This window comes from Hyphobacterium lacteum (assembly GCF_036330345.1).
GTDB lineage: Bacteria > Pseudomonadota > Alphaproteobacteria > Caulobacterales > Maricaulaceae > Hyphobacterium > Hyphobacterium lacteum.
The window spans coordinates 36071-57222 of sequence record NZ_JAZDRP010000011.1 but is presented as its reverse complement, the minus strand read 5'-3'; the positions used below and the strand labels follow the sequence as shown (position 1 = coordinate 57222).

The window sequence follows — 21152 nt, the reverse complement described above, 5'->3', positions numbered from 1 at the left end:
GGTATGATAGGGCTGCCGCCATGTCAATGCGCGCTCTATTCCTGATCCTGCCGCTGGCCCTGGCCGGCTGTGTGACTGTCGATCCGGCAATGGAACGCGCCGCCATCGAAGACCGGGCTGCGGCGCTGGAGATTCCGGTCGGCCTGACGGCGTCATTTGACGGCGATATCAGCGAGGATGAAGCCGTCGCACTTGCGATCGCCGAAAACCCCCGTCTCGCGGCCGATCTGGCCGAGGCCGGCCTGGCGCGGGCCGAATGGGCGTCGGCGGTCCTGCCGCCAAATCTGATCGCCGAGCTGACCTGGTTCAATCCCGAAGGCGCCGGCGCGGTCCTCGATGCCGATATCCGCGCGCCCATCGCCGCGATCATTGGCTGGCCGCAACGCGAAGCCGCCGCCCGCGCCCGCTATGATGCTGCGCAATCGCGCGCGCTTCTCCGCCTGATCGATTTTTCGGCCGAAGTGCGTCTTGCCTGGGTGGAGGCCGTCGCGGCGCGTGAGCGCGCCAACATGTATGCCCGCATTCTGCAATCCGCCGAAGCCGCTCTGCTCCTCGCCGAGGAGATCGACGCACAGGGCAATGCGCCGGGCCTCGACCTGACCCGCCAGCAGGTCAATGCGCTGGCGGCCCGGGCCGCCGCCGAGGACGCGGAACAGGCTGCGCAGACGGCTCGCATCCGGCTGGAAACCCTGTTGACCCGGCCGGTTGATCTTCCCGGCCGCCTGCCCACCGAAATGGCGGACATGGCGGGAACCGACAGGGCGCTGTCTGCAGCGCTGGAAGCGAGCCTGCCCCTGGCAGCAGCGCGCGCTGACGCCGAAGCCGCTGCACAGTCCGCGGGTTATACAAACATTGAAAGCCTTTTCCATGGCGAGCTGGGCCCGGCCTTCGACATCGAGGATGGCGACACCGAGACCGGTGTGTCCGCCCATGTCGATGTTCCGGTGAATGGTTTCGGCCATCCGCAGCGCGCCGCCGCCCGGATTCGCGCTCAGCAGGCCGCCGACCGTCTGGCCGCGCTCGAGGACGAGATTTCAGCCGATATCGAACTGGCGCTGTTGGAAATGAACCGCGCCGGGGAGCGCGCCACCATGATCCGCGAGGAATGGCTGCCCGCCTCCACGCTGGCGCTGGAACAGACCATGCAGCAATATAATGGCATGCAGATTGGCGTTTACGCCCTGCTGGATGCCTTCAATGCACAAGTCGAGGCCGGCCGCGCCTGGGTCGATACGCTGGAGCGCTATCACCGCGCCCGCATCGCCCTGATGTCCCTGATGCAGGGTGGATCGCCCATGGGCATGGCCGCATCTCAGGATCTGAGCGCGGCAACAGGCGGAGGAGATCACTGATATGAGCTTTTCCCGCAGAGATGCGCTTCTCGCCGGGGCGACCGGTCTGGTAGCCGTACCCATGCTGTCTTCAGCGGCCGCCGCGCAGTCGCGGACTTCGTCCTATGCGCATTCAACCTCGGTCGATCATGGCCAGAGCTATCGCCCCGGCCGGCCCGGCACCGACTATCGCCCGGTGATAACGCCCAATGGCGCGACCCTGGATTATCGCATTGTCGACGGAGTGAAGGTCTTCCACCTGATCGCAGAGGAGGTGGAGCATGAGTTCGCACCGGGCCTGACCGCCCGGACCTGGGGCTATAATGGCCGCACCCATGGCCCGACGATCGAATGCGTCGAGGGCGACCGGGTCCGCATCTATGTCACCAATCGTCTGATCGCGCCCACCACAGTGCACTGGCACGGCGTGATCCTGCCGTCCGGCATGGACGGGGTGGGCGGACTGAACCAGCGCTCCATCCATACCGGCGAGACCTTCGTCTATGAGTGGACATTCCGCCAGCACGGCACCTTCATGTACCATTCCCACCATGACGAGATGACCCAGATGGCGATGGGCCTGATGGGCATGATCGTAGTGCATCCGCGCCGTCCGCGAGGGCCGCTGCCGGATCGCGATTACGCCATCATGCTGTCGACCTGGAAGCTGGAGCCCGGCGCCCGCCGTCCTGATCCCAACGAGATGACGGATTTCAACGTGCTGACCATGAATGCGCGCTGCTATCCGGGGACGGCACCGCTGGTGGCCCAGCGCGGCGAGCGCGTCCGGATCCGCTTCGGAAACCTGTCGGCCATGGATCACCACCCCATCCATCTGCACGGCTATGCCTTCCGCATCACCGAAACCGATGGCGGAGAGATTCCCGAAAGCGCGCAACATCCCGACACAACGGTTCTGGTCCCTACCGGCGCCACGCGGACGGTCGAGTTCATTGCCGACAATCCGGGCGACTGGGCCATGCACTGTCACATGACGCACCATGTCATGAACCAGATGGGCCACGGCTTCCCCAACATGATCGGCGTCAATGCACGCAATATCGACCGTGCCGTGGGACAGCTTCTGCCAACCTATATGACGATGGGTCATGACGGTATGGGCGAGCACGGCGCCCATATCGAGATGGGCCATATGGATGTGCCCGACAATTCCATTCCCATGGTGGGGGCACGCGGTCCGCACGATTACATCACCATGGGTGGAATGTTTACCGTTCTCAAGGTACGTGACCGGCTGACAGGAAATGCTGATCCGGGCTGGTATCAGGCACCGGACGGCACACAGGCCCGCCAGGCCACAACGGCCGAATTGCAGCGCGACGGAATCGACCCGAGCCGCCGCAACTGATAGGGAAATGCCATGAATATGATTTTCGCTCTCGCGCTCCTGACCCTTGCGGTGGACCACGGCAATGATGGTCATGACCACCACCATCACGGTGAAATGGCCGCCCGGTCGACTGCCGCGGCCGATGTCCGCACGTCTGACGCCAATGCCCGTACCGCGCTGTTACGCCATGAGGCTTTGCCGGAACTGGGCATGCCGGCGATGGTGATGGAATTTTCCATCGCCGAGGGCGTGGACATGACCCTGTTCGAGCCGGGCGCGGCTCTGACCATTACCGCCACGATGGGCGAGAGTGGTCTGACCGTGATCGAGGCCGAGCCGGAAGCGGCAGAATAATGCGTCCTTTCATCCGCTGGCTGATCAGATTGCACAAATGGGCGGCCCTGATCATCGGCCTGCAAGTCCTGGCCTGGGTTGCCGGCGGTGTGGTGATGAGCGCCATCCCCATCGAGCAGGTGCGGGGCGAACACAATATCGCCGAGCCTGTTGCGGGGCTGGATCTGACCGGCGTGCGCTCCCCAGCGGATATTGCCGCTGAAGCCGGCATCGAGCCTTCAAGCGTCGAATTGCGTACCTGGCTGGGCCGGACCGTCTATGAATTCGGCCGAAACGGAGAAGCCTCGCTGATTGCCGATGCCGTCTCGGGGGATCTCCTGTCACCAATTGACGAGGAAACAGCGATCGCAGTCGCCCGCGCCGATTATGCCGGGGATCCGGACATCGAAGCAGTCACCTTCTTTGCCGAGCCCACCTGGGAATCGCGGCGCGACACACCAACTTTCCGCGTGGATTTCGCAGATGGTGAAGGCACGCGCCTCTATGTCAGTACCGCTACAGGCGAAGTGGTGGCCCGACGCAATGATGCCTGGCGCTTCTATGATTTCTTCTGGATGCTACACATCATGGATTATGGCGACCGCTCGCACTTCAACCATCCGCTGCTGGTCTGGTCGTCGGTGATTGCCCTGGCGATGAGCCTGTTCGGCTTTATCCTGCTTTTCCCCTGGCTGGGGCGGATGATCTCGCGGCGGAAGCTGGACTAGTCCTCACACATGCCGCATTCGCGGGCATGGTCATGACCTTCGCTCTGGCGGCGGTGCCAATTGGCAATATGAGCCGCAATCAGCAGACTGACACCGGTCACGGTCAGGACGGTTTCGCCGGGCTGCGCAATCAGATGTGAGGCACCTGCCAGCATCAGGGCAAGGCCGGTTCCTGCAACGCCCATCGTCCATTTGCCGGCACGCATCGCTTTCTCACCCCAGAAAAAGGCCAGCACCGTCACCGGTGCGGCAATCAGGAAAAGGATGAGATGGGCTCGCCCGTCCACCAGCGACATGCGTTCTGCCAGCTCCGGGGCCAGTGCGGGAGCCGCAACCGCCGCCGTCGGCAGGGCCAGACAATGCAGCAGGCAGACCACCGAAAGGCTGGCGCCGGAAACATCCAGCAAGGATTTGGTACGATGAGTCATGACGGCCTACGTTCGAGTGCGGTGATGATATAATATAACATCTGCCAGAAGGAAAGACGGCCGGCCTGTTCTTCACAGCAAAAAAGGCGGCCCGAAGGCCGCCCTTTCGCATTCCGCCACGACAAGTGGCTAGTTGTCGCCGAACTCGATCTCGGAAATATGCAGGGTGGCCGGAGGCGTTCCTGCAGAGGACGAGTAGGTTCCGACCCAGATGTCATAGACGCCCGATTGCGGGTTCTCGAACATCAGGCCCGGATTGAGCCCTTCAGCCCCGTCATCATTGCAATGCCAGCTGCCATCCGGTGCATTCACGATAATCACCGTGTCGCGGCTGGAGGTGGCCGACAGATAGAGGTCGAACGTATTGCCGGCCGCATAGGTCAGCTCGAAATCCGGGGCAGCCGTGGCATAGCCCCAGCAACCATCCGGTCCGTTGTCACGCACATCGACATTGCCGCCGGCAGCGATCTGCACATTGTACGGATCCGGCAGGAAGCCGCTGTTCAGCGATACCGAGCCGTAGTTCGACGGCAGCGAGAAGTCGAGCATGTTGGACTGCTGCGGAACGGTCTGACCGCCGAAGCTCAGCTCCGAGATGTGGAGCGTCGCCGGAGGCGTTCCGGCAGAGGACGAGTAGGTGCCGACCCAGATATCATAGACGCCCGATTGCGGGTTCTCGAACATCAGGCCCGGATTGAGACCTTCAGCCCCGTCATCATTGCAATGCCAGGTTCCATCCGGCGCATTCACGATGATCACCGTGTCACGGCTGGACGTGGCTGACAGGTAGAGATCGAACGCATTGCCGGCCGAATAGGTCAGCTCATAGTCCGGTGCGGACGTGGCGTAACCCCAGCAACCCGGCAGACCGGTCTCGCTGACATCGATATTGCCGCCGGCAGCGATCTGCACATTGTACGGATCCGGCAGGAAACCGCTGTTCAGCGATACCGAGCCATAGTTTGACGGCAGGTTATAGTCGAGCAGGCCGGTTGGCTGCGGTGCGGACTCGCCACCAAAGCCCAGCTCCGAGATGTGGAGCGTGGCCGGAGGTGTTCCTGCAGAGGACGAGTAGGTGCCGACCCAGATGTCGTAGACGCCCGATTGCGGGTTCTCGAACATCAGGCCCGGATTGAGGCCTTCGGCCCCGTCATCATTGCAATGCCAGCTGCCATCCGGTGCATTCACGATGATCACCGTGTCGCGGCTGGAGGTGGCCGACAGATAGAGGTCGAACGTATTGCCGGCCGCATAGGTCAGCTCATAGTCCGGCGCTGCGGTCGCATAACCCCAGCAGCCTTCCAGCCCACTCTCGCTGACGTCCACATCACCACCAGCGGCAATGGAAACGTTCACGGGATCAGGCACAAAACCGGTCTGCAGGGTCTGACTGCCATAGTTGGACGCAAGCGACGGGTTCAGGCCAATACCTTGCGGGCGCGGACCAAATCCGATCTCGGAGACATAGAGCGTCGCCGGCGGCAGGCCGGCTGAGGAGGAATAGGTCCCCACCCAGACCGAGTAGAGACCCGAGGCCGGACGGTCGATATTGATGCCCGGATTCAGGCCTTCTCCACCGTCATCATCGCAGAACCAGTTGCCGCGCGGATCGCGGACGACCAGCGTGGTATCGGTTTGCGAGATGGCCGACAGGAAGAGTTCAAACTGACCGGCGCCATAGTACAGATTGAAGTCCGGCGCATCAGCGATATAGCCGCGGCAGACACCGCTTCCGTTGACATTGCTGCTGACGGAGATGTTGCCACCCGCGCGCATCTGAACGCTGTAAGGATCCGGCAGGAAACCGGAATCCAGTGTGATCGACCCGTAGCTTGGTGCTAGCGAGACGCTTTGTGCGGCTGCGGACGCGGCGGCAATGACCGCCACGCCCAGAGCCGGAAGGATGGTTTTCATGGTTTCTTCTCCCGGATCGGGTTGGTTCTAGTAGGAGCTGAGCTCGGAAATCGACAGAGTAGCGTTCCGGTAAGAAGCCGAACCGTAGGTGCCGACATAGATGTCGTATTGACCCGACATCGGGCTGTTCCAGCGCAGCGACGGATTCAGACCCTGCCCGCCATCATCATCGCAGTACCAGCGGCCATCAGGCGCATTGATCACCAGCGTGGTGTCCGAGCTGGAGCTGACCGAGATAATCAGCGGCAGGATGTTGCCCGCGCGATATTGCAGCCGGAAATCCGGGGCATTGGCCACATAACCACGGCAATTGCCGCCGATGGATTGTGAGGCGTTGATCGAGCCGCCCGACTGCAAGTTCACCAGATACGGGTCCGGTGTGTAGCCGGAGCTGAGGGTGACACCGCCATAAGTCGGGTTCAGGCGCCAGTCCTGAGCCTCGGCCGCACCGGTCATGGCCATCACGGCCAGAGCAGAGACGGCGGCGGAAATGGAAAGTTTACGAAGCATATTCATGTCCCCTGTTGATCGACCGCTCCCGACCATCGGGACCGGTGCGGGAGTGGGCCTGGACCTCCCCGGACCCCTCTCGCTATGGAGACTAACATTAAAACCCGTTCATGCGTGAACCCTGCTTGAACGGAAAAATCGTCGCAGAGGCAGGAATCTGCCAGATTCCTGCCATAATTCGCGTATTGGGCGAGTAATTGGCCGAAAATTAGCGCGGTGCGAGAACCATGGTCATCTGCCGGCCTTCAAGTTTCGGCTCGAACTCAACCTTGGCCAGCGCGGCGAAATCTTCCTTGACCCGGTTCATCACTTCCATGCCCCGGTCCTGGTGCGCCATTTCACGGCCGCGGAACCGCAGGGTGACCTTCACCTTGTCGCCATCCTCGAAGAAACGGGTCATGGCCTTGGTCTTGACCTGGTAATCGTGGATATCGATGTTCGGACGGAGCTTGATCTCCTTGATATCCTGGGTCTTCTGCTTCTTGCGGGCTTCCGCCTTTTTCTTCTGTTCCTGGTATTTCAGCTTGCCGTAATCCAGGATCTTGCAGACGGGAGGATCAGCGTTCGGCGACACTTCTACAAGGTCGAGCCCCGCCTCTTCAGCCGCCTCGATGGCAGCGTCAACAGGCATGATGCCCTGCTTTTCGCCATTCTCATCGATCAGCAGAACACGGGGAACACGAATATCATGATTGACGCGGGGCCCCTCCTTTTTAGGAGGCGGTGCAGCAAAAGGTCGGCGAGCTATGTAACTTCTCCACTAATAGCCAGAACAGGAAAAATACCACAGATAAGGAAAAAGGCGACGCCTGTGTGACAGCCCTCCGCCCGCTCCGCAGCGGGGAGTGTTATGGGGGTCACAGCCGGAAAATCAAGCCGCACGCGGTGATTCCTCGAATCCGCCGGCCACACGCATTGCCTGGAGCGCCTCGGATGCCGTCAGCTGGGCCAGAACCGGCGCATGCAACAACACCACAGGCGAGGCACCGCGCGGCGCCTTCAATTCCAGCGGCTCGCCATCCGGGTACAGGCCGGCCGCCGGTGGTCCGGCCGCGACCAGCAGGTGCAGCAGGTCGGTATCCTCACCGAAAACGAACCGCGTCCGGCGCGCCAGCCCGGCCAGCTGGACCAGCTTGGCCTTGCCTGTCAGATCACGCGCCTCGCGAACCGTCTCGGCAACAAAGCGGCCCGTATCGCGCGCTGACGGTCCCCCGACAATGGCGGGGATAAGCCCCTCGGCAATCAGGGCCTCGGCCAGCGAGGCCCAGCGTTCGCGCGGCCAGCGCAGATTGGGTTTCACTTCTTCGCCTGCCGGCGCCAGCAGGACAAACGACCCGTTCAGGCCGAAATATTCCGGTTCCAGCATGCGTGAATTGCGCGCCAGATAGTCCACCCAGGATACGTCCGGCGAAGGCGCCTCGCCGAGCCGGAATTGATCCGGGCCCATGCCGGTACGGCCCAGCGCTGCGGCCGCCGCTTCGACCGGGTGTTCCCCTTCGCGGATACGGGGTGCCGCATCGATCCATTTGATCCGGGAAAAGCGCAGCCCGCCCTTGATGCGGCGCGCATCGGCATCGCCGACCAGATCATAGATCATTTTCGGCTTTACCGCCTTGATCCGCTTGGCCGTCAGCTTTGCCATCGCCCCCGTTGCCGTGGCATCGGTCTCGATCTGGCTGAAATAGGGACAGTGCTTCAGCAGGGCTTCATAGTCCGGTGCCGTCAGCAGGATCAGCTTGGCGCGGGGATAAGTCTCGCGAATACGCTGGCAGGAAGCCAGCCCGCGAACGGTCGACGGCAAATCGCCCCATAACAGGACATAGATGATGTCTTTGGCCGTCTGCTCCATCGCCCTACTCTAGAAGTTCGCGGTAAACCCGCAACGTCGATTCCTGTAATGCGGAAACCGTAAACCGTTCGAGAATACGTGCCCGCCCTGCTACGCCCATGGCGTTTCGGGCGGCCGTATCAAGCATCATGACAGACTGCAATGTTTTTGCCAGTTCGGCTGCATCGCCCGGCAGCGTCCGCCAACCCGTCACCGCGTGCTCGACCACCTCGCGCGCACCCCCATGATCTGAAACGATCACTGGCAGGCCGGCGGCACTGGCTTCAGCCGCCGTCCGCCCGAAGGCTTCCGGGTCTGTGGAGGGGTTGAGCGCGACATCCGCAAGCGAGAAGGCCGCCGGCATATCGCCGCAATGACCGGTGATCCGGACATAATTATCCAGTCCGAAACGATCTATGGCGAGCTTGAGCTCATCCTGGAAGGCGAACCGTCCCTGATCGCTTCCCACCAGCAGGAGCAGCGGCAGTTCGGCCCCCATGGCTTTCAGCCGTCCCATCGCCTCGATCGCTACAAGCTGGCCCTTCCATCGCGTCAGCCGCGCCGGCAGGATGGCGATGAAGGCCCCGTCAGGCAGGGACCATTGGGCGGCGAGATCGCGCCCGCGCTGGCGAACGGCCTCTGTCATCTCGAAACGCCCGGCATCCACGCCACGCGGAATGACCGTGATCCTGTCCTCTGACAGACCGTGCTCCGCCACGATATGGTCGCGGATGAATTCGGAATTGGCGATCACCCGGTCACCCCGCGCCATTACCGAATTGTAGAACCGCTTCAGCGATGATTTCGCATTATAGGTGCCGTGATAGGTCGTCACGAACGGCGTGTGGGTCTCGCGCGCCGCCTTGAAAGCCGACCAGGCCGGCGCCCGCGACCGGGCATGCACGATGTCGATCCCCCGGGACCTGATCAGCCGTTTCAGCGCCCCGGCATTGGACCAGGCCTTGAAAACGTTCTTCGTCGCCATTGGCAGACGGATCAGCTCGGCACCCGCTTCGGCCAAATCGGCCTCCATGGCACCGCCCTCACTGGCCACCAGCGCCTCATGTCCGCCCTGAACAAGCGCCTGCGCCACCTCGATCGTGGTACGCTCGGCGCCGCCGGTTTCGAGCTGGGGGATGATTTGCAGAACTTTCATGCGCGAACACGCTCTCTCGGACTTGACCTTGTTCGCCACTCTGCGGGAAAGGTCGCGCCAACTTGTTTCACAGGATCAGGACCATGACAAACGCCCCGGACATCCAGTTTCTTGATCGGCCGGATGGCGAGAGGATCGCCTATGTCGAACGCGCGGCGCAGCCCGGCAAGGCCAGCCTGGTCTGGCTCGGCGGATTCAAGTCGGACATGGACGGCACCAAGGCACTTGTGCTCGATGAATGGGCGCGGGAATCCGGCCGCGGCATGCTCCGCTTCGACTATTTCGGGCATGGCCAATCATCCGGCAACTTCGAGGATGGCACCATCGGACGCTGGCGCGAGGATGCGCTGGCTGTGATTGATGAACTGACCGAGGGCCCGCAAATCCTTGTCGGCTCTTCCATGGGCGGCTGGATCAGCCTGCTGGCCGCCAAGGCCCGTCCGGAACGGATCGGCGGCATGCTTCTGATCGCTCCGGCACCCGATTTCACGTCCGAGCTTATGTGGCCGAACTTCTCAGAAGATGTCCGCCGGCAGATCATGGAAGAGGGCAAGTTCGAGGAACCCTCTGCCTATGATGACGAGATTTTCATCGTCACCCGGAAACTGATCGAGGACGGCAAGAACTGGTCAGTGCTGGGCGAGCCCCTGGCCTATGAGGGTCCGGTGCGCATTCTGCAGGGCATGAAGGATGACAGCGTGCCCTGGCAGCACGCCCAGCGCTGTGTCGACCTGGTCTCCAGCGAGAATGTCGTCCTGACCCTGATCAAGAATGGCGACCACCGCCTGTCGACCGAAACCGATCTGGCCCGGTTGATCGTTACAACCGAGCGGCTCGTCCGTCAGGTCGAGGCGGCATAGATCGCGCTCAGCCCTTCACGATAGGACGGGTATTCAAGCTCGACCCCCAGCGCCTTTCGCGTGGCTTCGCCGGAGACACGCCGAGAGGACGCATAGAAACTGCGCATCATCGGGCTCATTTCGGCTGTAGCGAAGTCCTCTTCGGGCGGAGGCTCGATACCAAGCAGCCCGGCCGCATACGCCACCACATCGGCCTGCGGGCGCGGTGCGGCATCCGCCAGATTGAACGGGCCCGGCACATCCGGACGGGCTATCGAGGCCATCAGCGTGGCCGCAATATCGTCCACATGAATGCGCGAGAAGACCTGCCCGGGCTTGATGATCCGCCGGGCCTTTCCGTCCTTCAGCCGGTCCAGCGCCGAGCGTCCCGGACCATAAATCCCGGACAGGCGGAAAATCCGCGTCCTGTCCGACAGGGCCTGCCAGCCTCTTTCGGCCGCCAGCCGCCTTCGCGAGCGTTCATCGGCGGGCGCAGGCGGCGTGGTCTCATCTACGCGGCCGCCGCCTGCATCGCCATAAACACCGGTTGTCGAGAGATAACCCAGCCATTCCAGGCGCGGCAGATCCGGCTGCCCGGCCATTGCCAGTACCGGATCGCCCTCGGGGCCCGGTGGCACAGAGACCAGGATATGCGTTGCCGCCATCATCGCCGCGCGCAAGGCCTCCGCATCCGGATTGACCAGCGGAGCAATACCGTCCGCCTGCATCTGCTCGGCTTTCTCTCCGGATCGGGTGGTTCCGGCGAGCGAAAACCCGGCCTTCGCCAGAAGCGGTGCCGTGGCTTTTGCGACATAGCCGTAACCCAATAACAAGGCTGAGCGGGTGTATGACATGGACGCCAATCTAGGCCGTGCCTATGCTGTCTCCAATGGGCGAGTGGGAGCTCTGGACATGAAGCGTATTCTTTTTGCCAGCACGGCGGCCTTGGCCTTTGCGTCGGCCGGTTTTGCGCAGGCGCGCGACACCGCGCGCTATGAAGCCTGTCTTGAACGCATCGAAGCGGATCCGGACATGGCCTATGAGGATGGTCTGGCCTGGCAATTCGAAGGCGGCGGCTGGCCGGCCCGGCATTGCGTTGGCCGCGCCCTGATTGCGCTCGGTGAGGAAGAAGAAGGCGCCTTCCGCCTGCAAGCGCTGGCCGAAGCCCCTGATGGCGGCCCCACCACCATGAAAATTGTTTACCTCGCCGAAGCCGGCGAAGCCTGGATGACGGTCGGTCATCCCGAAGAAGCCCGCCGCGCCTATTCCCGCGCCGTGGAAATGTCGCCGCAATCCGCCCCGCTCTGGCTAGGCCGTGCCCGCGCCGCAGCCGGCATGGGCGAATGGGCCGCTGCAGAGGCCGATGCCGCCCAGGCGATCAATTACGATCCGCGCAATTATGAAGGCTGGCGCTCGCGCGCTGAAGCCCGGCTGGAGCTGGGTGATCTGGATGCTGCCGAGCGCGACATGCAGCGCGCGCTGGAACTGGCCGGCACGGACGAGGAAGCGGTCTCCGTCCTCCTCATCCGCGGTCACATCCTTGAGGCCCGCCGGACGGGACGCTAGTCCTCCGCGTCCTCGTCGGCTTCTGCTGCTTCCAGCGTTTCCTCGATCCAGGCTTCGGTCCGGTCTTCCAGATAACCCAGCGGCACAGCGCCTTCGCTGAGCAGCTCGTCATGGAAATCACGGATGTCGAAATGGGCACCCAGACGCTCCTCGGCGCGGGACCGCAGATCGCGCATCAGCATCTCGCCGGTCTTGTAGGCCAGCGCCTGGCCCGGCCAGGAAATATAGCGCGACACTTCGGTGCGGATATTGTGCGGCGCCAGGGCGGAGTTTTCGAGGAAGCACGCCTCGGCCTGCTCCCGCGTCCAGCCCATGTAATGAATGCCGGTATCGACGACGAGACGGCAGGCCCGCCACATCTCGTAGGTCAGCCGGCCGAACTGGTCATAGGGCGTTGAATACATGCCCATTTCCTCGGCGAGAAACTCCGTGTAGAGGCCCCAGCCCTCACCGAAGGCGGTGATATAGGTGTTGCGGCGGAAGTCCGGCACATCCTCCAGCTCCTGCGCCAGCGCGATCTGGTGATGGTGACCCGGCACGGCTTCGTGCACAGTCAGGGCTGGCAGATTGTAGAGCGGACGCTGGGAGAGATTATAGGTGTTCACCATGTAGCCGCCGGCCACGCCATTCTCCAGCGAGCCCGGCCAGTAGCGGCCCGTCGTATAGGTCGGCGCCATCGAGGCCGGCACCGGGCGCACGCCATAGGACAGGCGCGGCAAGCGGCCGAAGAAACGCGGCATGGCATCATCGGCGCGCTTGGCCAGCCAGGACGCATACATCATCAGCTCCTCTTCGGTCTCGGCGTAGAATTGCGGATCGGTCCGCAGGAAGTCGAGGAATTCGGCGAATGTGCCCTCGAAACCGACCTCCTCGATGATCTCCTCCATCTCGCCGCGGATACGCGCCACTTCGGCCAGACCGCGCTGGTGCACCTCTTCCGGCGAGGTATCCAGCGTGGTGTGGAAGCGCACCAGCGCCTGGTATTGCGCGCGGCCGTTCGGGACCGAGGAAATCCCCAGATCCTCGCGGGCCGCCGGCACATATTCCTCGTCCATGAAGGTCAGAAGGTCGGCATAGGCCGGCAGGACGACATTTTCGACGGCAACCGTCGCAGCCGCGATCAGGCGGGCGCGCTCGACCTCGGAGACCGTCGCCGGCAGATTCTCGATCGGGGCGACCATGCCGGTCTCTTCAACGCTCATCGCGGCGATGGCCGCGATCTGGTCGCGCACACCGCCAATGATGTTTTGTGGCTGGGTGTAACCGTCTTCAATGCCCTGGCGCATCCAGTAAATGTTCTGATCGAGATAGCGCGGGATATCCTCCAGCCGGGCAATCCAGTTCTCCGCCGCCTCGACCGTGCGCGGACGCGCCGAGGACGCGGCATAGAGCGGGGTGGAGAAGAAGCCGCTATCATTCGAGAACGGTGCGCGCTGCATGTCATATTGGGCGAGCTCGACCCGGAATCGCAGCACATAGTCCAGCGTCGCATAATTCACGATCTGGTCTTCGGGCAGGGCGCTTTCATCAATGTCCTGCAGGCGCTCGAGGAAACCGGCTTCGGCCTCTCGCGCCTCGGCCAGCGCTTCCGGCGAGAGATCGCCCCAGCGGCGGGCAAATTCCGGGTTCTCCTCCGGATCCTCGCGATTTTCGAAGGCCTCGAAATCCGCAATCAGCGTCTCGAAATCCTCGGCATCATCGGCGAAGGCCGGAGCCGACAGGACAAGACCGGAAACCAGAAGTGCACGCAGCATGTGTTCTCTCCCCAAATACTTTCCGGGGAGACTAGTGCGGATTTGCGGCTTGTCAGCCCTTAGCTGCGTTTCAGATCTTCCGGCCGCAGGGCGAGGCGCTTGGCGATCTGCTTGTCGACAACTTTCTCCGGCAAGAGGCGCGGCATTGTCCAGTTCTGGAAACGCTCGGGCACTTCCGCATAGCGGTTCTTCGGATTGGCCGCCGTCAGGCAATGATGCACGCGGCGGCCGATCTGTTCCGGCGGCAGGCCTTTTGGCCCGCGATCCAGCATCCAGTTGAGGACACGCTGCATGGAGGTTTCATAGTCCGAGCCGCGATAATTCTCGATCTCGGAATTATCGTCCGCCTTGTCCCAGATCGGTGTTGCCACAGCGCCCGGCCCGATCACATGCACGCCGATCCCGTAGAGATTCAGCTCCTTGCGCAGGGATTTCGACAGGCCCTCGACCGCATGCTTGGACGCGGCATACGGGCCGACAAAGGGCATGCCCATCACACCGGCCACCGACGACATCATTACCACGCGGCCCTTATCGCCGGACAGGCTCTGATCCGCGCCGAGCAGCGGCCCGAAGGCCTGCACGGTCCGCAGAACGCCCAGCACATTGATGTCCAGCTGGCGCTCGACCTCCTCGATCGGGATATGCAGTAAGGGACCGGAGACAGCGACACCGGCATTGCAGACCAGGCCGCGCAACGTCTGCCCGCCCAGAGCCTTGCGCACCTCGTCGCCCGCCGCCTGCATGGAAGCGGTATCGGTAACTTCCATGGTGAGCGGCGTCACGGCATCGCCGAAAGCCTGCTTCAGCCGTTCGGCATCGGACGGTTTGCGGACACCGGCAAAGACATGCCAGCCCTCCTGGATCAGCACGCGGGTCGTGGCCTCGCCGATCCCGGTCGAAGCGCCTGTGACAACTGCGGCGGGTTGGGTAATGGTCATGGCGTGGCTCCTCAGACGGTAATTGTCCTGTTTACGCATAACATGGCCAAGAAGATTGCTTTTGACGAATCAGATTGCGGCGCTAGCCTTCCGACAAACCTTGGGAGGGGCCATCATGATTATCCGTTCGCTTGCGATCACACTCAGTCTGACCTTCGCCGCCACAGCGGCTGCGCAGGACCGGCAGGCGCTGGTCGGCGGCACGCTGATTGACGGCAATGGCGGCCCGCCCATCCTCAACTCGGTCATCCTTGTTGAGGGCGAACGCATCACCGCGGTCGGCAATCAGGATTCACTGGCTGTGCCGGAAGGCTATGAGATCATCTCCACCGAGGGCATGACCGTCCTGCCGGGCCTGTGGGAGATGCACGCCCACCTCATGCTGACCGGCCATGCCGATTATTCGCACTGGCACCCGACCTATGCCGACCGTCTGGAAGACGAGATCATGCCGGCCTCGGCGGTCCAGCTCTTGCTGGCCGGGGTCACCACGGCCCGCGATCTGGGCGCGCCGCTGGAAGAAAGCCTCTCCATCCGCGACCGCATCAATGCCGGTGAGCTGCCCGGCCCGCGCCTCTTTGTCTCCGGTCCCTTCCTGCAGAACGAACCCTATCCGGGCACCGAGAATTACCGGTGGGGCATTTCCTCGGTCCGCGAGGCCCGCGCCCGCGTGCGCGAACTGGCCGAGGCCGGTGTCGATGTCATCAAGCTGGTCGATCAGGACGAGATGGAACTGGAAACCGTCCGCGCCCTGGTGGACGAGGCCCATGCCCACGGCCTGCGGGTCGTTGGTCACTCGCACCGCGCCGATGAAATCCTTGTCGGCCTGGAAGTCGGGGTGGATAATTTCGAGCATACCGGCCTCACCACCGCGCCGGAATATCCGCCCGAAGTGATCGAGGCGCTGCGCCGCCGCACCTCGCAGGGCCGCGTGCGCGGCGGACCGCTCTACTGGACGCCGACCATTGAAGGCCTGTGGAATTACGAGCGCACCCGCGATAATCCCGAACGGCTGGACAATACCTGCTGGCATCGCGGCCTGCAGCCGGACACGATCGCCGACATTGAAGGCTCGCTGGAACATGTCGAGCGGCTGGAATACATGCAGCTCACCCCGCTGCGCCGCCCGACACTGGCGCGCAAGTTCGAGCAATTGCGCGAGGCGGGCGTGGTTATGCTGATCGGCACGGATTCAGGTATTCCGACCAAATTCCACTGCCAGTCCACCTGGAACGAGATCGATATCTGGACGCGCGAACTGGACGTGCCGGTGATGGATGTCATCCGCTCGGCCACCTACTGGCCGTCCGTCCTGATGGGCGTTCAGAATGAATGGGGCCGCGTGCAGGAAGGCATGTATGCCGACATCATCGCCGTCGACGGCGATCTCCTGACCTATCCCTCCCTCCTGCAAAGCGTCGACTTCGTGATGAAAGGCGGTGTGGTCTATGTCGAGGACGGAAATGTCATCGAGGAACGCCTGCCGGAGAGCCTGCGGATGGAGTGATGGTCAGCCGCCCGACTTCATATTTTCTGCGAATTCGATTGTACGATCCAGATAGTCTTCCTTGATGTATGGAGGCATGCCGAGCCGGTCACCCGTAGCGAAGGTTGATCTATAGTCCTTGAGTGTGTCGCTTCGTCCCAGAACCGCCAAGCTTGCCAGATGCATCAATGCGGCCAGTCCGGGAAGGTTTGTGGGCGCATCCGCCAGACATCGGATTAGGGCTTGCATGTCCCGACTGAGGGCCCATTCCGTTCCAGCCTTGATGGTGCCTTCAATGTCGTCCAGCGACGCGATTTGCTGCCATTGTTCGAGAAACACGGGGAAGCCGAAACCTTCATGGATGTGATCGCAGGCTCGCGTGAAAGTTTCGTCGCTGACGCTCCAGCAACAGCGAAACTGCCGGCCATGGGGCAGGTCGCAGATCAGCTCTGCGCCCCGGTCCGGAAGGATCAATCTGGCATAACGGTCGCCGGTTTCGTCCCGGCAGAGTTTCCAACCCTTGGCCTCAAGTGCTGCATAGACTTTGTGTAAGGGCATTTGGCTTCATCCATCACATCCGGCGTCAGCCTAGCCATACCACTCGGGAATCAAAACACTTCAAGCCGCATCCCCGCATTGATTTGAGACCGGCGCAGCTTATTGTCTGCGCCGAACTGGGAATTGTCTGATCAGGGAACACCAAATGGCCAGCGGAACCTCTGATACGCGGCCGCTGTCACCCCACCTTTCGGTGTGGCGGTGGCATGCGACCATGCTGTCGTCCATTCTCCACCGCTTCTCCGGCATCGTGAACTATATCGGCGCCATCGCGCTGACCGTCTGGCTGGTCCTGCTGGCCTCGGGCGCGGAAGACGCGGTCGCCATCTTCACCAGCGGGTCGCTGTCCTGGCTGACGGCAATCGGCCTGATCGTGCTGACCTGGTCGGCCAGCTATCATCTGCTGAACGGCATCCGCCATCTGGCCTGGGATATCGGCAAGGGCTTTGATCCGGCCGGATCGAACATGCGCTCCATCCTGATCATCGCCCTGTCTTTCGTGCCGCCGGCGCTGATCTGGTTCTTTGCCCTTTCGGGAGGCGCATCATGAGCATGGTCACCCCCGCCAAGCGCATCAACCGTCTGGGCTCGGCCAAGTCCGGCGTCCATCATTTTGTTGCCCAGCGCGTGTCAGCGATCGCGCTGGTGATCGCCCTGCCGCTCTTCATGATCTGCCTGTCGCAATCGGGCGCGCCCGATCCGGCCGCCAGCCGCGCCTTCTTTGGTTCGGCCTGGGGTGCCCTGCTGACGCTGATCACGATGAGTGCGACGCTCTATCACATGCGCCTGGGTTTGCAGGTCGTCGTCGAGGACTACATCCATGGAACGGCGATGAAGATGGGTCTTCTGATCGGCAATACGCTGATCACCTACGGGCTCTGGCTGGCCGGCGCCTATGCGCTGATCCGCCTCGCCGTGACCGGTTAGAACGGGAAAACGAAGAGACATGTCCGAATACACCTGGATCGATCACACCTATGATGTTGTTGTTGTCGGGGCTGGCGGCGCCGGTCTGCGCGCGGCACTGGGCGCGGCCCAGTCCGGCCTGAAGACAGCCTGCATCTCCAAGGTCTTCCCGACCCGCTCTCACACCGTCGCCGCACAGGGCGGCATTTCCGCCTCGCTGGGCAATATGGGCGAGGATGACTGGCGCTGGCACATGTACGACACCGTCAAGGGCTCGGACTGGCTGGGCGACCAGGACGCGATCGAATATCTCTGCCGCAATGCGCCGGATGCCGTTTACGAGCTGGAGCACTGGGGTGTGCCCTTCTCGCGCACCGAGGAAGGCAAGATCTATCAGCGCGCCTTCGGCGGCATGACCCGCAATTTCGGCGAAGGCCCGGTCCAGCGCACCTGCGCGGCCGCCGACCGCACCGGTCACGCCATCCTGCACACGCTCTATGGTCAGTGCGTCAAGGAAGAGACGGAATTCTTCATCGAGTATTTCGCCCTCGACCTGATCATGGATGATGACGGTGTCTGCCGCGGCATCACCGCCTGGAAGCTGGATGATGGCACGCTGCACCGCTTCCGCGCCAAGTCGGTCATTCTGGCCACCGGCGGTTATGGCCGCGCCTATTTCTCCTGCACCTCGGCGCATACCTGTACGGGTGATGGCAATGCCATGGTGCTGCGCGCCGGCCTGCCCCTGCAGGACATGGAATTCGTGCAATTCCACCCCACCGGCATCTATGGCGCCGGCGTGCTCATCACCGAGGGCGTACGCGGTGAAGGCGGCTATCTGACCAATTCCGAGGGCGAGCGTTTCATGGAGCGCTATGCCCCGTCCGCCAAGGATTTGGCGAGCCGCGACGTGGTTTCACGCTCGATGACGGTGGAGATCCGCGAGGGCCGCGGTGTCGGTCCGAAGAAGGATCATATCTACCTCCATCTCGATCACCTCGATCCGGACATCATTCACAAGCGCCTGCCCGGCATTTCCGAGAGCGCGCGCGTGTTTGCCGGCGTCGATGTGACCCGCGATCCGATCCCGGTCCTGCCGACCGTGCACTATAATATGGGCGGTATCCCGACCAATTATCACGGCGAGGTCCTGACCGTGAACAAACAAGGCGAGGAGATCACCGTGCCGGGCCTGATGGCTGTGGGCGAAGCCGCCTGCGTCTCGGTGCATGGCGCCAATCGCCTCGGCTCGAACTCGCTGATCGATTTGGTCGTCTTCGGCCGCGCCGCCGGCTTGCGCGTCGGCGATACGGTGGATGCGGCGTCCAGCCAGCCCGACCTGCCCAAGGGCGCAGGCGACAACACGCTGGCCCGCCTCGACAAATACCGCAACGCCAAGGGCAAGACGCCGACGGCGAAACTGCGCGATGACATGCAGCGCGCCATGCAGGAAAACTGCGCTGTCTTCCGCACCGGCGAGGTGATGAGCGAAGGCGTGGAGCGCATCAAGCAGGTCTATGCCGGCCTGCCGGACATCCATGTCTCCGACCGCACCATGGTCTGGAATACCGACCTCATGGAAACGCTGGAGCTGGACAATCTCGTCGCCCAGGCCGCCGTCACCGTGAACGGAGCCGTCGCCCGCGAGGAAAGCCGCGGCGCCCATGCCCGCGAGGACTTCGCCGATCGCGATGACGAAAACTGGATGAAGCACACGCTGGCCTGGTGTGACGAGGCCGGCAATGTCCGCCTCGGCTATCGCGGCGTGCATACCTTCACCCTGTCCAACGACATCGCCTATATCGAGCCCAAGGCTCGGGTTTACTAGGACACCGGAGACTGATCATGGTCGAACTCGCCTTGCCGCGTGGATCCCAGCCGAAGAAGGGCAAGACCTGGCCCAATCCGGATGGGGCGAAGAACACCCGCACTTTCAAGGTCTACCGCTATGACCCGGAAGCCGGCGGTAATCCGCGCTGGGACACCTATACGGTCGATCTCGATGATTGCGGACCAATGGTTCTCGATGCCCTGTTGTGGATCAAGAACAATGTCGATTCGACGCTGGCCTTCCGCCGATCCTGCCGCGAGGGGGTGTGCGGATCGTGCGCGATGAATATTGGCGGCCGCAACACGATTGCCTGCACCAAGGGCATGGACGAGGTGAAGGGCGACATCACCATCGCCCCGCTGCCGCACCAGCCCGTGGTCAAGGACCTGATCCCGGACCTTACCGATTTCTACGCCCAGCACGCTTTCGTGCAGCCCTATCTGCAGACCAAGACCGCCGAGCCGGAAAAGGAATGGCGCCAGTCCGACGAGGACCGCTCGGAGGTCGACGGGCTCTATGAGTGCATCATGTGCGCGTCCTGCTCGACCGCCTGCCCGTCCTACTGGTGGAATTCCGACAAATATCTCGGCCCGGCCGCCCTGCTACAGGCCTATCGCTGGATTTCCGACAGCCGCGATGAAATGACCGGCGAGCGCCTGGATGCGCTGGAAGACCCGTTCAAGCTCTATCGCTGCCACACCATCATGAATTGCGCGCAGGTCTGCCCCAAGGGTCTGAACCCGGCCGAGGCCATCGCCGGCATCAAGCAGCTGATGGTCGAGCGCGAGGGCTAACGCCCCCAGGCGAGGCGCTCACACGCATCCCGGATCAGTTCCGTCGCCTCGGCCTCGCTTTCCGGCAGGGATTTGGGGTCGATCGGCTGGCCGAAGCGCAAGGGATAGTGCGCGCCCTTCTTGCCGATAAAGCCCTGGAAGACCGTCATGTCCTTCAGTTCGACATGGATCTGGGCCAGCGCGTAATAGAGAACCGGCATGCGCTGGCGCACGCCCAGCGGAATGATCGGCTGGCCGAAACGCCGGGCAAAGCTGACCGCGGTCGGCATCCAGGGCTTTTCGCGCAACCGCCATTCTTTCCAGCTCCACTCCGCCATGCGGCCGGCCGGGAAGATCACCACACACCGGTCAGAGCGGAAGGCATCGAGCGCTGATTTCAACGTCTCGCGGGCATTTTCCCGGCTGCGGAAATTCTGCCGCCACTCTACCGGGATGATCAGCTCGGACAGGCCGGGGCTGACGCGCAGCGCATCCCTATTGGCAAAGAAACAGACATCCGGGCGCCGTTGGCGCAGCGCCTCCCAGACCGCCACGCCATCGGCAATCCCGCCGGGATGATTGGCGATCACCACACAGCCGCCGGTTTCGGGAATCTGGTCGAGATTTTCCGGTGACGGCTTCAGCGAGAGATAATCGCTCACCCATTCAAGGGTTCCGGTTCCCGGCAAATCCGCAATCGCATCCGCGATCTGAACCGCCTTCCTGTAACCCAGCAACGGATAGCCGATCGCCTTGATCAGCGACCAGACCTTTTCGCGCTGCGTCAGTTTCGGCGCGCGCTCCTCGATCAACCGGTCAACAATGTGACGGCTCATATCGTCATCCGGAGGCGCATAGGCATAGTCCATACCGCATTGATCACAGCCCTCATGAACCGCGCAAGCACCCCCCGCATTAA

The 21152-nt window shown here is 62.6% G+C and carries 22 protein-coding genes; 11 read left to right on the top strand and 11 right to left on the bottom strand.

Annotation, left to right across the window (positions count from 1 at the left end; all coding sequences use genetic code 11):
• The first annotated feature begins 20 nt into the window (after window positions 1-20).
• Genes V0U79_RS13265 through V0U79_RS13250 form a run of 4 tightly spaced genes read left to right on the top strand, consistent with a single transcriptional unit; the run spans window position 21 to window position 3743 of the window.
• Window positions 21-1352: a TolC family protein gene (locus V0U79_RS13265; protein ID WP_330199991.1), complete on the top strand. Its 1332-nt coding sequence runs from the start codon at window positions 21-23 to the stop codon at window positions 1350-1352.
• A 1-nt stretch (window position 1353) separates the two neighbouring features.
• A complete protein-coding gene (locus tag V0U79_RS13260) occupies window positions 1354-2700 on the top strand; it encodes a multicopper oxidase family protein (protein ID WP_330199990.1) in 1347 nt (448 codons plus the stop codon).
• A 12-nt stretch (window positions 2701-2712) separates the two neighbouring features.
• A complete protein-coding gene (locus V0U79_RS13255) occupies window positions 2713-3036 on the top strand; it encodes a copper-binding protein (protein WP_330199989.1) in 324 nt (107 codons plus the stop codon).
• A complete protein-coding gene (locus tag V0U79_RS13250) occupies window positions 3036-3743 on the top strand; it encodes a PepSY domain-containing protein (protein WP_330199988.1) in 708 nt (235 codons plus the stop codon). The genes V0U79_RS13255 and V0U79_RS13250 overlap by 1 nt, the downstream gene beginning before the upstream one ends.
• Here the strand turns inward: V0U79_RS13250 and V0U79_RS13245 are convergent.
• From V0U79_RS13245 to V0U79_RS13220, 6 genes are all read right to left on the bottom strand, one after another.
• Window positions 3740-4171 carry a MerC domain-containing protein gene (locus V0U79_RS13245; protein ID WP_330199987.1) on the bottom strand — a complete coding sequence of 144 codons (432 nt, stop codon included), beginning with the start codon at window positions 4169-4171 and terminating at the stop codon, window positions 3740-3742. The genes V0U79_RS13250 and V0U79_RS13245 overlap by 4 nt on opposite strands.
• A gap of 129 nt (window positions 4172-4300) precedes the next feature.
• Window positions 4301-6085, bottom strand: a complete 1785-nt coding sequence (locus tag V0U79_RS13240) for a hypothetical protein (protein WP_330199986.1) — start codon at window positions 6083-6085, stop codon at window positions 4301-4303.
• Between the two features lie 27 nt (window positions 6086-6112).
• Window positions 6113-6595: a peptidase S1 gene (locus V0U79_RS13235; RefSeq protein WP_330199985.1), complete on the bottom strand. Its 483-nt coding sequence runs from the start codon at window positions 6593-6595 to the stop codon at window positions 6113-6115.
• A 208-nt stretch (window positions 6596-6803) separates the two neighbouring features.
• Window positions 6804-7343 (bottom strand): translation initiation factor IF-3, encoded by a 540-nt coding sequence (infC, locus tag V0U79_RS13230; RefSeq protein WP_330199999.1) that lies wholly within the window; start codon window positions 7341-7343, stop codon window positions 6804-6806.
• Window positions 7344-7466: 123 nt separating this feature from the next.
• Window positions 7467-8444 (bottom strand): glycosyltransferase family 9 protein, encoded by a 978-nt coding sequence (locus V0U79_RS13225; RefSeq protein ID WP_330199984.1) that lies wholly within the window; start codon window positions 8442-8444, stop codon window positions 7467-7469.
• Window positions 8445-8448: 4 nt separating this feature from the next.
• On the bottom strand, window positions 8449-9579 hold the full coding sequence (locus V0U79_RS13220) for a glycosyltransferase family 4 protein (RefSeq protein WP_330199983.1): 1131 nt from the start codon (window positions 9577-9579) through the stop codon (window positions 8449-8451).
• An 83-nt stretch (window positions 9580-9662) separates the two neighbouring features.
• On the opposite strand from V0U79_RS13220, the gene V0U79_RS13215 reads away from it, so the two are divergent.
• Window positions 9663-10439 carry an alpha/beta hydrolase gene (locus tag V0U79_RS13215; protein ID WP_330199982.1) on the top strand — a complete coding sequence of 259 codons (777 nt, stop codon included), beginning with the start codon at window positions 9663-9665 and terminating at the stop codon, window positions 10437-10439.
• On the opposite strand, the gene V0U79_RS13210 is transcribed toward V0U79_RS13215, so the two are convergent.
• Window positions 10421-11272 (bottom strand): SDR family oxidoreductase, encoded by an 852-nt coding sequence (locus V0U79_RS13210; protein WP_330199981.1) that lies wholly within the window; start codon window positions 11270-11272, stop codon window positions 10421-10423. The genes V0U79_RS13215 and V0U79_RS13210 overlap by 19 nt on opposite strands.
• A 58-nt stretch (window positions 11273-11330) precedes the next feature.
• On the opposite strand from V0U79_RS13210, the gene V0U79_RS13205 reads away from it, so the two are divergent.
• On the top strand, window positions 11331-11984 hold the full coding sequence (locus tag V0U79_RS13205) for a tetratricopeptide repeat protein (protein ID WP_330199980.1): 654 nt from the start codon (window positions 11331-11333) through the stop codon (window positions 11982-11984).
• Here V0U79_RS13205 and V0U79_RS13200 read toward each other — a convergent pair.
• Together V0U79_RS13200 and V0U79_RS13195 are read right to left on the bottom strand one after the other, a co-directional pair.
• On the bottom strand, window positions 11981-13738 hold the full coding sequence (locus V0U79_RS13200) for a DUF885 domain-containing protein (RefSeq protein WP_330199979.1): 1758 nt from the start codon (window positions 13736-13738) through the stop codon (window positions 11981-11983). The two genes, V0U79_RS13205 and V0U79_RS13200, sit on opposite strands and share 4 nt — an antisense overlap.
• A gap of 59 nt (window positions 13739-13797) precedes the next feature.
• Entirely contained in the window at window positions 13798-14679 is an 882-nt protein-coding gene (locus tag V0U79_RS13195; RefSeq protein ID WP_330199978.1) for an SDR family NAD(P)-dependent oxidoreductase, read from the bottom strand.
• A 115-nt stretch (window positions 14680-14794) separates the two neighbouring features.
• Here V0U79_RS13195 and V0U79_RS13190 point away from each other — a divergent pair, with 115 nt between their 5' ends.
• Window positions 14795-16186: an amidohydrolase family protein gene (locus tag V0U79_RS13190; protein ID WP_330199977.1), complete on the top strand. Its 1392-nt coding sequence runs from the start codon at window positions 14795-14797 to the stop codon at window positions 16184-16186.
• A 3-nt stretch (window positions 16187-16189) separates the two neighbouring features.
• Here V0U79_RS13190 and V0U79_RS13185 read toward each other — a convergent pair whose 3' ends face one another.
• A complete protein-coding gene (locus V0U79_RS13185) occupies window positions 16190-16723 on the bottom strand; it encodes a DUF6990 domain-containing protein (protein ID WP_330199976.1) in 534 nt (177 codons plus the stop codon).
• A gap of 145 nt (window positions 16724-16868) precedes the next feature.
• On the opposite strand from V0U79_RS13185, the gene sdhC reads away from it, so the two are divergent.
• The 4 genes from sdhC to V0U79_RS13165 are packed head-to-tail and all read left to right on the top strand — an operon-like array spanning window position 16869 to window position 20254.
• Window positions 16869-17273: a succinate dehydrogenase, cytochrome b556 subunit gene (sdhC, locus tag V0U79_RS13180; protein ID WP_330199975.1), complete on the top strand. Its 405-nt coding sequence runs from the start codon at window positions 16869-16871 to the stop codon at window positions 17271-17273.
• A complete protein-coding gene (gene sdhD / locus V0U79_RS13175; RefSeq protein WP_330199974.1) occupies window positions 17270-17650 on the top strand; it encodes a succinate dehydrogenase, hydrophobic membrane anchor protein in 381 nt (126 codons plus the stop codon). The genes sdhC and sdhD overlap by 4 nt, the downstream gene beginning before the upstream one ends.
• 19 nt (window positions 17651-17669) lie before the next feature.
• Window positions 17670-19457, top strand: a complete 1788-nt coding sequence (gene sdhA, locus V0U79_RS13170) for a succinate dehydrogenase flavoprotein subunit (protein ID WP_330199973.1) — start codon at window positions 17670-17672, stop codon at window positions 19455-19457.
• 17 nt (window positions 19458-19474) lie between these two features.
• Window positions 19475-20254, top strand: coding sequence for a succinate dehydrogenase iron-sulfur subunit (locus tag V0U79_RS13165; RefSeq protein ID WP_330199972.1), 780 nt, complete (start codon window positions 19475-19477; stop codon window positions 20252-20254).
• Here V0U79_RS13165 and V0U79_RS13160 read toward each other — a convergent pair.
• The gene (locus V0U79_RS13160) at window positions 20251-21069 is read right to left on the bottom strand and encodes a 1-acyl-sn-glycerol-3-phosphate acyltransferase (RefSeq protein ID WP_330199971.1); all 819 of its coding nucleotides are present in this window, start codon (window positions 21067-21069) and stop codon (window positions 20251-20253) included. The two genes, V0U79_RS13165 and V0U79_RS13160, sit on opposite strands and share 4 nt — an antisense overlap.
• Between the last annotated feature and the right edge of the window lie 83 nt (window positions 21070-21152).

Excerpts from the sequence above, each read along its gene's own strand:
- V0U79_RS13265 (WP_330199991.1), top strand. The coding sequence starts at position 21 with ATGTCAATGCGCGCTCTATTCCTGATCCTGCCGCTGGCCCTGGCCGGC.
- V0U79_RS13260 (WP_330199990.1), top strand. The coding sequence starts at position 1,354 with ATGAGCTTTTCCCGCAGAGATGCGCTTCTCGCCGGGGCGACCGGTCTG.
- V0U79_RS13255 (WP_330199989.1), top strand. The coding sequence starts at position 2,713 with ATGAATATGATTTTCGCTCTCGCGCTCCTGACCCTTGCGGTGGACCAC.
- V0U79_RS13250 (WP_330199988.1), top strand. The coding sequence starts at position 3,036 with ATGCGTCCTTTCATCCGCTGGCTGATCAGATTGCACAAATGGGCGGCC.
- V0U79_RS13245 (WP_330199987.1), bottom strand. The coding sequence starts at position 4,171 with ATGACTCATCGTACCAAATCCTTGCTGGATGTTTCCGGCGCCAGCCTT.
- V0U79_RS13240 (WP_330199986.1), bottom strand. The coding sequence starts at position 6,085 with ATGAAAACCATCCTTCCGGCTCTGGGCGTGGCGGTCATTGCCGCCGCG.
- V0U79_RS13235 (WP_330199985.1), bottom strand. The coding sequence starts at position 6,595 with ATGCTTCGTAAACTTTCCATTTCCGCCGCCGTCTCTGCTCTGGCCGTG.
- V0U79_RS13225 (WP_330199984.1), bottom strand. The coding sequence starts at position 8,444 with ATGGAGCAGACGGCCAAAGACATCATCTATGTCCTGTTATGGGGCGAT.
- V0U79_RS13220 (WP_330199983.1), bottom strand. The coding sequence starts at position 9,579 with ATGAAAGTTCTGCAAATCATCCCCCAGCTCGAAACCGGCGGCGCCGAG.
- V0U79_RS13215 (WP_330199982.1), top strand. The coding sequence starts at position 9,663 with ATGACAAACGCCCCGGACATCCAGTTTCTTGATCGGCCGGATGGCGAG.
- V0U79_RS13210 (WP_330199981.1), bottom strand. The coding sequence starts at position 11,272 with ATGTCATACACCCGCTCAGCCTTGTTATTGGGTTACGGCTATGTCGCA.
- V0U79_RS13205 (WP_330199980.1), top strand. The coding sequence starts at position 11,331 with ATGAAGCGTATTCTTTTTGCCAGCACGGCGGCCTTGGCCTTTGCGTCG.
- V0U79_RS13200 (WP_330199979.1), bottom strand. The coding sequence starts at position 13,738 with ATGCTGCGTGCACTTCTGGTTTCCGGTCTTGTCCTGTCGGCTCCGGCC.
- V0U79_RS13195 (WP_330199978.1), bottom strand. The coding sequence starts at position 14,679 with ATGACCATTACCCAACCCGCCGCAGTTGTCACAGGCGCTTCGACCGGG.
- V0U79_RS13190 (WP_330199977.1), top strand. The coding sequence starts at position 14,795 with ATGATTATCCGTTCGCTTGCGATCACACTCAGTCTGACCTTCGCCGCC.
- V0U79_RS13185 (WP_330199976.1), bottom strand. The coding sequence starts at position 16,723 with ATGCCCTTACACAAAGTCTATGCAGCACTTGAGGCCAAGGGTTGGAAA.
- sdhC (WP_330199975.1), top strand. The coding sequence starts at position 16,869 with ATGGCCAGCGGAACCTCTGATACGCGGCCGCTGTCACCCCACCTTTCG.
- sdhD (WP_330199974.1), top strand. The coding sequence starts at position 17,270 with ATGAGCATGGTCACCCCCGCCAAGCGCATCAACCGTCTGGGCTCGGCC.
- sdhA (WP_330199973.1), top strand. The coding sequence starts at position 17,670 with ATGTCCGAATACACCTGGATCGATCACACCTATGATGTTGTTGTTGTC.
- V0U79_RS13165 (WP_330199972.1), top strand. The coding sequence starts at position 19,475 with ATGGTCGAACTCGCCTTGCCGCGTGGATCCCAGCCGAAGAAGGGCAAG.
- V0U79_RS13160 (WP_330199971.1), bottom strand. The coding sequence starts at position 21,069 with ATGAGCCGTCACATTGTTGACCGGTTGATCGAGGAGCGCGCGCCGAAA.